Raw genomic sequence first — 9,125 nt, 5'->3', positions numbered from 1 at the left:
ACTTGCTAGTGGTCCTTTAATTCTAACGTTCGCAAAAGAGGACGCCGAAAAGGAAAGCGAACGTTAGAATTGGACCACTAGGGATGACATTCGCGCTCGGGCCGCGCGCGGCGCAGGCGGGGCATCGCGTCCGCATCTACGACCGACTCGATTCCACCAACAGCGAGGCCATGCGGCTCGCAAGCGGAGGCGAGCGCGGGCCGCTCTGGATCGTCGCGCTGGAACAGACGCTCGGTCGCGGGCGGCAGGGCCGCGAATGGATTTCCGGCGATGGCAACCTTGCCGTGAGCCTGTTGCTGACCCTGGCGGTGACGCCGGCGGTCGCAGCGACACTCGGATTCGTCGGCAGCCTTGCGGTTGCGCAAATGTGCCGGACACTGGTGCCGGGTATTGCTGTCGCACAGAAGTGGCCAAACGACGTGGTATCGAATGACGGCAAGGTCGCGGGTCTCCTGCTGGAATCGGAAGCGCAGCAGGGCGGCCTCGTCCTGGTTGTCGGGATTGGGGTCAACCTGGTCGCGGCGCCGCAGGGCATGGCGTATCCGGCCGCCGCATTGTCGAACGGGCGCAATCCCATCGGGGTAGCGGCGGCGCTGTCGGTATTGGCGGATTCCTGGATCGACTACATGGCCATCTGGGATGGCGGGCGAGGGTTTGGCGAGATCAGGCGGCTATGGCTCGATCAAGCCGGGGGAATCGGGCAATCGGTCCAGGTGCGAATGGGAAGCCGGGTGATCAGCGGGCAGTTTGAGACGCTGGACCAAGAGGGCCGGCTGATCCTGCGCGTTACGGACGGCACGCGGTCTGTCATCAGCGCGGGCGACGTGTTTTTCGGAGATGGCGCGAGCGTGGGAGCCGCATCCTGATGGCGCAACCGGATCAACTTGTTTTCGCTCCGCTCGGTGGGGTCGGCGAGATCGGCATGAATCTGTCGGTCTACGGACTTGGCAGCGAGCGTCGGAGGCAATGGCTGATCGTCGATTGCGGCGTCTCGTTCGCCTCCGAAGAGCATCTTCCCGGCGTCGACCTGATGTTCCCGGATATCCGCTACCTGGTCGAGGAGCGGCGCAACCTGACCGGCATCGTGCTGACGCATGCCCACGAGGATCATTTCGGCGCCTTGTTCGATCTTTGGCCGCAGCTTCGTGTCCCGGTCTATGCGACGCCCTTCACCGCGGCACTGATCGAGGCGAAGCGTCAGAGCGAAGCGGGTGCGCCGGAAATCGATGTGCGCGTGGTTGCGCTTGGCAGCCGTTTCAACATTGGTCCGTTCGACATCGAGCTGGTTTCGATGTCGCATTCCATACCGGAATCGAATGCGCTTATTCTGAGAACTCCGCACGGCACCGTGCTGCACACCGGAGACTGGAAGCTCGATCAGACCCCGGGCGTGGGGCTGCCCACCGACCATGACAAGCTGAGCAGGCTCGGAGCGGAAGGGGTGCTTGCGGTCGTCGGCGATTCCACCAATGCGGTGCGCGACGGGCGTTCGCCCTCGGAGGCCGATGTCGCGCGTACGCTGGCTCAGCTGGTCGGTTCGGCACCGGCCCGCGTCGCCGTCACCACCTTCGCCTCGAATGTCGCGCGGCTGCGCGCGGTCGCGGATGCCGCAAAGGCCGCCGGCCGCGAGGTCATCGTGGTCGGACGCGCGATGGAGCGCGTGGTCCAGGTCGCGCGCGAGACCGGCTATCTCGATGGCGTGCAGGAATTTCGTGGTCCCGATGTCTACGGCTATCTGCCGCCCGACAAGGTGGTCGCGCTCTGTACCGGCAGCCAGGGCGAGCCGCGCGCGGCGCTTGCCCGTATCGCGCAGGACGATCATCCCGACATCACGCTTGCCCGCGGCGACCGGGTGATCTTCTCCTCGCGCACGATCCCCGGCAACGAGAAGGCGGTGTCGGGCGTCATCAACGGGCTGATCGATCAGGGTGTCGAGGTGATCACCGACCGCACCCAGCTCGTGCATGTGTCCGGTCACCCACGGATCGGCGAGGTCGAGGACCTGCTTGGCTGGTTGAAGCCGCAAATCCTGATCCCGGTGCATGGCGAGGCGCTGCATCTGTCCGAACATGCCGCGATCGGACGGAGGCTTGGTATTCCGAGGATCGTCTCCTGCCGCAACGGCGATCTGGTCGAGCTTGCGCCCGGCGCGCCGGGGATCGTCGATCAATTGCCACATGGCCGCGTCTACAAGGACGGGGTGGTGCTGGTCGGCGCCGACAGCCGCACCATTGCCGACCGGCGCCGCCTGAGCTTTGTCGGGATGGTCACGGTGGCACTGGCGCTGACCGAAAAGGGCGCTCTGGCGGCCGATCCTGAAGTCGAATTGCTCGGCATTCCGGAACGCGGCAAGGATGGGACCGTGCTAGCGGAAGTCGCAATGGATGCGGTGGAGGACACCTTCGAGAACCTGCCGAAGCAGCGCCGCCGCGATCCCGACGGTGTCGCGGAAGCGGTCAGGCGAGGGGTTCGCAGCGCCATTGCCCAGCAATGGGGCAAGAAGCCGATCTGTACCGTCCACGTTCTCACGGTATAATTGCATCATGATCGGACGTCTGAACCATGTGGCGATCGCCGTTCGCGATATCGCGAAGGCCTCGGAGCTCTACCGCACCACGCTGGGCGCCGCGGTGTCGGAGATCGTGCCGCAGCACGAGCACGGCGTCTCGACCGTATTCATCACGCTGCCCAACACTAAGATCGAGCTGCTGGAGCCGCTCGGTGCGGATTCGCCGATCGCGAAATTCCTCGACCGAAATCCGGAGGGCGGCATTCATCACATCTGCTACGAGGTCGACGACATCATCGCGGCGCGCGATGCGTTGAAGGCCAAGGGTGCGCGGGTGCTCGGCGATGGCCAGCCGAAGATCGGTGCGCATGGCAAGCCGGTGCTGTTCCTGCACCCGAAGGACTTTCTCGGGACGCTCGTAGAACTCGAGCAAGTGTAGTTCTACGACCATGTCGGTGACCACCGGGCTAGCGATCTACTTCCTGATCTGGTGGGTCACGCTGTTCGCCGTACTACCGTTTGGAATCCGCTCTCAGCATGAAGGCGAAACCACGCCCGGAACCGATCCCGGTGCCCCGGTTCTGCCCCGAATCCTTGCAAAGCTTGTCTGGACGACCCTCGTCTCCGCCGTCGTCTTCGCGGTTCTCTACGTAATCTATGCGTACCGGTTGATCGGGCTCGATGACATTCCGGGCTTGAGGCGGTTGCCGGCTGTCTCCTGACTTCGCGTGATCCTTTATTGGCCTCGCTCCGGTCGGAACTGGCGTATCCGGGACGGGTTGATACCGACGTAACGAAGAGCTGGAGCCTCGCATGCCACATTCGCGCTATTTCATCGTCCAGATTGGCGAAGGCTGGCTGATCCGTTTCGCTGGTGGCGATTTCGGGCCCTACCACACCCGGCAGGAGGCGCTGATGTTTGCCGTCGATGCGGCGCAGCGCCTTGGCGAGGAGAGGGGTGAGAATGCCGAGGTTTGTCTGCTCGGCGAGAATGGGCATTTTCATCCGGAATGGGTGTTCGGACGGGATTCCTATCCGCCGCGGCTTTGAATCCTGAATCAAGAGCGCGGCACAGGTCAACGCACGCTCCGCGATGTCCGACCGGAGAATGCAAACGCTCGCCGAAAAGCCTGCTGAAACGAAAAAGAGCAGGGCAACAGCCCTGCTCAAAAATCATGCAAACGCTTCCTGCGTGCCGTTTTTCATGTTTTCGAAGCGCTGGCGGCGCCTTCGGCGCTCGCAATCCTCCCGAGACTTGGACCGGTTGGGCAGCCACTGCCCAACGCGAGGGCGACACCTATACCATTTTTCCGACACACGGCAAGGGCTGTAATCGCCCCGCGCGCGTTGCCCATTCTTCAAGCGGGCACCTTGTATTTTCGAGCCCGTTCCGGTTTCACTCGCTCTCTCGCCGAGATGGCCGATTCCCCGAAAGCAAACGATGCGACTGTCGCGTTTTTTCCTTCCGATCCTGCGCGAAACTCCGAAAGAGGCTGAGATCGTATCGCATCGGTTGATGCTGCGCGCCGGAATGATGCGACAGGAGGCCGCGGGGATCTATGCCTTCCTGCCACTCGGGTTACGTGTACTGGATAAGATCTGCAGCATCGTTCGCGAGGAACAGAATCGTTCGGGGGCAATCGAGCTGCTGATGCCCACGATCCAGAGCGCGGAGCTGTGGCGCGAGAGCGGGCGCTACGACGCCTACGGCAAGGAAATGCTGCGGATCAAGGACCGTCATGCTCGTGAAATGCTGTATGGTCCGACCAACGAGGAGATGATCACCGACATTTTCCGCGCCTATCTGCGGTCCTATCGCGATCTTCCGCTCAATCTGTACCATATCCAGTGGAAATTCCGCGACGAGGTGCGGCCCCGCTTCGGTCTGATGCGCGGGCGCGAATTCCTGATGAAGGACGCCTATTCCTTCGACCTCGACCAGGCCGGGGCGCGCCACTCCTACAACAAGATGTTCGTCGCCTACCTGCGCACGTTTGCGCGGATGGGCCTGAAGGCGATCCCGATGGTTGCGGAAACCGGTCCGATCGGCGGCAACCTTTCGCACGAGTTCATCATCCTGGCCTCAACGGGCGAAAGCGAAGTGTTCTGCCATCGCGACTATCTCGGTTTCGACGTGCCCGGCGAAAACGTCGATTTCGACGACATCGCAGGCCTGCAAGCCACGGTCGACCGCTGGACGTCGCTGTATGCCGCCACGTCCGAGAAGCATGAACCCGCGGCCTTCGCGGCGCTGCCCGAGGCGGCACGCGTGTCCGCGCGCGGCATCGAGGTAGGTCATATCTTCTATTTCGGGACCAAATATTCCGAGCCGATGAAGGCCGTGGTGACCGGACCGGACGGCTCGGAGCATCCGGTTCATATGGGTTCTTACGGCATCGGGCCGTCGCGCCTTGTCGCCGCCATTATCGAGGCGTCTCACGATGACGCTGGTATCATCTGGCCGGAAAGCGTAGCGCCGTTCCGTGCGGCGATCCTGAACCTCAAACAGGGTGACGCTGCGACGGACGCCGCCTGTGAAAGGCTGTATTCCGGGCTGCAGGCGCGCGGTGTCGACACGCTCTACCATGATCTCGACGAGCGGCCGGGGTCCAAATTCGCCACAGCGGACCTGATCGGCATTCCCTGGCAGGTGGTGATCGGCCCAAAAGGGCTGGCCGCCGGCCAGTTCGAGGTCAAGCGACGGGCCGATGGGAGCCGGGAAATGCTGAGCCCGGACGAAGTTCTGAACCGGTTGGGGTGAGGGACGTCTCGCCGAGGTCCGCCGGATGGCGAACTGTCCCCACGAATTTGTGTGTGCTGGTGTCGCTGCGGTATTTGGAGGTGGCTTGAATTGGCCAGAATCTGATGAAATCCGCAGGTTCAGGAGTCCGAATGAGCGAGCCCTCCGCGACACGTCCTTTTGCCCCCTTCGAGTGGATGCTGTCGCTGCGCTATCTGCGCGCGCGGCGAAAGGAAGGATTCATTTCCGTCATCGCCAGCATCTCCTTTCTCGGGATCATGCTCGGGGTCGCGACGCTGATCATCGTGATGGCGGTCATGAACGGATTTCGAAAGGAGCTGCTCGACAAGATTCTCGGCATGAATGGCCATTTGCTGGTGCAGCCGCTGGAATCGCCGCTCACCGACTGGCAGCAACTCGCCGCGCGTCTGAACACGGTGCCGGGCGTACGACTTGCCGCACCGATGGTCGATGGCCAGGCCCTGATCTCCTCGCCGTTTCATTCGACCGGTGTAGGCGTGCGCGGGATGCGCGCCGCCGATCTCGACAAACAGGCATCGATCTCCACCAATCTCAAGCAGGGCACGCTGGAAGGCTTCGACGAAGGGCAGGGGATCATCATCGGCAGACGGCTGGCCGACGCGCTGTCGGTGCGGGCCGGCGACAATGCCACATTGGTTGCGCCGCGCGGCGCGGTCACGCCGATGGGCACGACGCCGCGCATCAAGAGCTACAAGATCGCCGCCGTCTACGAGATCGGCATGTCGGAATACGATTCGAATTTCGTATTCATGCCGCTTGCTGAATCGCAGGCCTATTTCAATCGCGCCGGCGACGTGACCGCGATCGAGGTCTATGTGGATTCGCCGGACCGCTATCGGGAATACCGCGGCCTCCTGACCAAGGCCGCGGAACGTCCAATCTTCATCACCGACTGGACCCAGCGCAATGCGACCTTCTTCAACGCGCTGCAGGTCGAACGCAACGTGATGGCGCTGATCCTGTCGCTGATCGTGCTGGTCGCGGTCATGAACATCATTTCCGGACTGTTCATGCTGGTGAAGGACAAGGGCCGTGACATTGCCATCCTGCGCACCATGGGGGCCACGCAGGGTGCGATCATGCGGGTCTTCCTCATCACCGGCGCGTCGATCGGGGTGGTGGGCACGACCCTTGGACTGGTCGTCGGTGTGGTCGTCTGCTCCAATATCGAGTCGCTTCGGCAATTCGTCTCATGGCTGACCGCCCGGGAGGTCTTTGCGCCCGAATTGTATTTCCTGTCGCGTCTGCCGGCGGAAATCGATCCGGCGGAAACGACCGCCGTGATCGTGATCGCGCTCGCCATGTCGCTTGCCGCGACGCTTTATCCGTCCTGGAGGGCGGCGCGGCTCGATCCGGTCGAGGCACTCCGCTATGAATGAGCGCGTGGCGGCGGACGAGCAGGCCTCCGGTACGAAACCCGCGAAATCGCCGGTGCTGTATCTCAACGCGGTTCAGCGACGCTATCAGCAGGGCGAAACCGAGTTGAGCATTCTGCGCGGCGCCGAACTGGGCTGCTGGCTCGGTCAGTCGATCGCGCTGATCGCCCCGTCCGGCGCCGGCAAGTCGACGCTCCTGCACATTGCCGGGCTGCTGGAGCATCCCGACGGCGGCGAGGTTTTCGTCGATGGCAGGCCCACCTCCGGTCTGTCCGACGCCGAACGCACCCAGATCCGGCGGAACGAGATGGGGTTCGTCTATCAGGCGCATCACCTGCTGCCGGAATTCTCCGCGGTCGAGAATGTCATGATCCCGCAGATGATCCGCGGGCTGTCGCGCGCCGAGGCGCGCAAGAGGGCGAGCGAACTGCTCGCCTATCTCGGCCTGAAAGCCAGGCTCGAACATCGGCCGTCGGAATTGTCAGGCGGCGAACAGCAGCGGGTTGCGATCGCACGCGCGGTGGCCAATGCGCCCCGCATCCTCCTCGCCGACGAGCCGACCGGCAATCTCGACCCGCATACCGCCGATCATGTGTTCGACACGCTGCGCCAGCTGGTCCGTGCATCCGGACTTGCTGCCATCATCGCCACCCACAACCTTGATCTGGCCCGCCGCATGGACCGGCGTGTCACGATCCGCGAGGGCGTGGTTGTCGAGCTGGAATGAGCCTGCGATCCGTACCCGCGTCATGAATTGTACACCCGGACGGGTATTGAAACGTCACGCGGCGCTCCCATCTTGCCACCCGTTATTTCTCCTCACCATCCTCCAACCATGACGAGCCATGACTGAACCAGCCAAGACTGCCGACCTGGTCGCGCGGGAATTGCGCCCGTTGCCGGCGCTTATTTTCGGATCACGCTGGTTGCAGTTGCCGCTGTATCTCGGGCTGATCGTTGCGCAGGGCGTCTATGTCATCCTGTTCCTGAAGGAACTGTGGCACCTGATCCTGCATTCGATGGACTTCACCGAGCAGCAGATCATGCTGGTGGTTCTCGGCCTGATCGACGTGGTGATGATCTCCAACCTGCTCGTCATGGTGATCGTCGGCGGCTACGAGACCTTTGTGTCGCGGCTGCGCCTGCAGGGCCATCCCGACCAGCCGGAATGGCTGAGCCACGTCAATGCCAGTGTGCTCAAGATCAAGCTGGCGATGGCGATCATCGGCATTTCCTCGATCCACCTGCTGCGGACCTTCATCGAGGCCGGCAATCTCGGCAGCGCCAAATCGACCTACACCGAAGCCGGCATCATGTGGCAGACCATCATCCATGTCGTGTTCATCCTGTCGGCCATCGGGATCGCTGCCGTGGATCGCATGGGGCAGGACCCGGGCGGTCATGCCCGACATCGCGCGCAGCTTCCGGAATAGGGACGCGCAGCGCAACCAGACTGCCGTCGTGACAGCATCGGACGGCCCGAAGAGCCTCAACCTTTGGCGAGCCCATGGCGTCCCTGCGCGGGCGCCCGCAGCGCCCGGACGTACGGACCGCGCTTGCGGTCCGCTCTGCGGTCGACGTCGCGGCTCAGCAATTGTCCTGGTATCGCCAGCTCTGCTGGCCGTAGGTTTGCCGGTTGACCGACTCCGTCACCCGTCGCAGGCATTCGGACCGGGCCCGCTGCCGGGCCATCGCATCGGCATCGGCGCGTGAAACCGTACCTTGCTGCTGCTGCGTCGGCCTGATGCGGTCCTGCGCCGCCGCCCGCGCGGACCGTTCCTCGGCCTCGGCATTCGCCCTTGCCATCTCGGCCTGGCCGGCGGGAGTATCGATGTGGCGCCGGACAGCCCAGCGGTCGGCGGATGTGCCATCCGTGACGCAGCCCGTCAGCATCAGCAATCCCAGCATCGCGAACGGCAATTTCATCGACTTCCCCCGCATGTCCATGACGCGCCCGGAACGCACCCTACGCACCGCGCATGCCGTCCAACACTGCGCATCGGGTCGCACGGCGTAGTCTGTGTGGCGCGAACCAGCCTGCGGCGAGGCCCACTGGGCTGACAGCGGCTCGTTGAGCGGGGATGGACTCAAAGTGGCTTGACGAGGAACAAAAAAAGAACTATGTTCCCTTTCCGTTCTAAGGGCGGGAGTATCGGCAGGGGAGGCCGTGATGTTTCGGGCTGTTGTGGAAGAGGCTGCGGCACTGGCCTCGTTGTCGCTCTTTCTCGGGATGATCGCCATCTGGGCACAAGTCCTCGGCGGTTTGTGAATGTCCGGAAGCCCGGGGCCAGAGGATCGGTCCCGGAGGTATCTGGTTCTGTGCGTAGCGTCATGCGTTTGTTGCGTCCGCGGGAGAAAAGGACGCGGTTTCGGCCGGACGCCCTGTTCGGGTTGCGTCAGCGTAGAGGGCGCCCGGCTGCTTCCTGGAAGTGTTCCCGTTCGCCCTGGGGAAATCGGG

Annotated in this window: 10 protein-coding genes; 9 read left to right on the top strand and 1 reads right to left on the bottom strand. The window is 63.2% G+C overall.

The window, feature by feature from the left end; genetic code table 11:
- Positions 1 to 83 precede the first annotated feature (83 nt).
- From AB7F49_RS35610 to AB7F49_RS35570, 9 genes are all read left to right on the top strand, one after another.
- Complete coding sequence (locus tag AB7F49_RS35610; protein WP_428531451.1) at positions 84 to 866, top strand: biotin--[acetyl-CoA-carboxylase] ligase; 783 nt, start codon at positions 84 to 86, stop codon at positions 864 to 866.
- Positions 866 to 2,536, top strand: a complete 1,671-nt coding sequence (locus AB7F49_RS35605; RefSeq protein WP_428531448.1) for a ribonuclease J — start codon at positions 866 to 868, stop codon at positions 2,534 to 2,536. Before AB7F49_RS35610 ends, AB7F49_RS35605 begins: the two co-directional genes overlap by 1 nt.
- Before the next feature lie 7 nt (positions 2,537 to 2,543).
- Entirely contained in the window at positions 2,544 to 2,948 is a 405-nt protein-coding gene (mce, locus tag AB7F49_RS35600; protein WP_428531445.1) for a methylmalonyl-CoA epimerase, read from the top strand.
- Between the two features lie 10 nt (positions 2,949 to 2,958).
- Positions 2,959 to 3,231, top strand: coding sequence for a DUF1467 family protein (locus AB7F49_RS35595; protein WP_428531442.1), 273 nt, complete (start codon positions 2,959 to 2,961; stop codon positions 3,229 to 3,231).
- A gap of 91 nt (positions 3,232 to 3,322) precedes the next feature.
- Positions 3,323 to 3,559 carry a hypothetical protein gene (locus AB7F49_RS35590; protein WP_428531439.1) on the top strand — a complete coding sequence of 79 codons (237 nt, stop codon included), beginning with the start codon at positions 3,323 to 3,325 and terminating at the stop codon, positions 3,557 to 3,559.
- Between the two features lie 391 nt (positions 3,560 to 3,950).
- Entirely contained in the window at positions 3,951 to 5,270 is a 1,320-nt protein-coding gene (gene proS, locus AB7F49_RS35585; RefSeq protein ID WP_428531436.1) for a proline--tRNA ligase, read from the top strand.
- Positions 5,271 to 5,401: 131 nt separating this feature from the next.
- Positions 5,402 to 6,670, top strand: a complete 1,269-nt coding sequence (locus AB7F49_RS35580; protein WP_428531433.1) for a lipoprotein-releasing ABC transporter permease subunit — start codon at positions 5,402 to 5,404, stop codon at positions 6,668 to 6,670.
- Positions 6,663 to 7,394 (top strand): ABC transporter ATP-binding protein, encoded by a 732-nt coding sequence (locus tag AB7F49_RS35575; RefSeq protein WP_428531430.1) that lies wholly within the window; start codon positions 6,663 to 6,665, stop codon positions 7,392 to 7,394. Before AB7F49_RS35580 ends, AB7F49_RS35575 begins: the two co-directional genes overlap by 8 nt.
- A gap of 118 nt (positions 7,395 to 7,512) precedes the next feature.
- On the top strand, positions 7,513 to 8,100 hold the full coding sequence (locus AB7F49_RS35570; protein WP_428531427.1) for a TIGR00645 family protein: 588 nt from the start codon (positions 7,513 to 7,515) through the stop codon (positions 8,098 to 8,100).
- A gap of 154 nt (positions 8,101 to 8,254) precedes the next feature.
- Here the strand turns inward: AB7F49_RS35570 and AB7F49_RS35565 are convergent, their stop codons facing one another.
- The gene (locus AB7F49_RS35565) at positions 8,255 to 8,593 is read right to left on the bottom strand and encodes a hypothetical protein (protein ID WP_428531425.1); all 339 of its coding nucleotides are present in this window, start codon (positions 8,591 to 8,593) and stop codon (positions 8,255 to 8,257) included.
- Positions 8,594 to 9,125 lie beyond the last annotated feature (532 nt).

Origin of the sequence: Pseudorhodoplanes sp. (genome assembly GCF_050250235.1) — a bacterium.
Taxonomy (GTDB): domain Bacteria; phylum Pseudomonadota; class Alphaproteobacteria; order Rhizobiales; family Xanthobacteraceae; genus Pseudorhodoplanes.
This window is presented reverse-complemented; position numbering and strand designations above follow the sequence as displayed.

Coding starts and splice junctions, on each gene's coding strand:
- AB7F49_RS35610 (WP_428531451.1), top strand. CDS start 84: ATGACATTCGCGCTCGGGCCGCGCGCGGCGCAGGCGGGGCATCGCGTC.
- AB7F49_RS35605 (WP_428531448.1), top strand. CDS start 866: ATGGCGCAACCGGATCAACTTGTTTTCGCTCCGCTCGGTGGGGTCGGC.
- mce (WP_428531445.1), top strand. CDS start 2,544: ATGATCGGACGTCTGAACCATGTGGCGATCGCCGTTCGCGATATCGCG.
- AB7F49_RS35595 (WP_428531442.1), top strand. CDS start 2,959: ATGTCGGTGACCACCGGGCTAGCGATCTACTTCCTGATCTGGTGGGTC.
- AB7F49_RS35590 (WP_428531439.1), top strand. CDS start 3,323: ATGCCACATTCGCGCTATTTCATCGTCCAGATTGGCGAAGGCTGGCTG.
- proS (WP_428531436.1), top strand. CDS start 3,951: ATGCGACTGTCGCGTTTTTTCCTTCCGATCCTGCGCGAAACTCCGAAA.
- AB7F49_RS35580 (WP_428531433.1), top strand. CDS start 5,402: ATGAGCGAGCCCTCCGCGACACGTCCTTTTGCCCCCTTCGAGTGGATG.
- AB7F49_RS35575 (WP_428531430.1), top strand. CDS start 6,663: ATGAATGAGCGCGTGGCGGCGGACGAGCAGGCCTCCGGTACGAAACCC.
- AB7F49_RS35570 (WP_428531427.1), top strand. CDS start 7,513: ATGACTGAACCAGCCAAGACTGCCGACCTGGTCGCGCGGGAATTGCGC.
- AB7F49_RS35565 (WP_428531425.1), bottom strand. CDS start 8,593: ATGAAATTGCCGTTCGCGATGCTGGGATTGCTGATGCTGACGGGCTGC.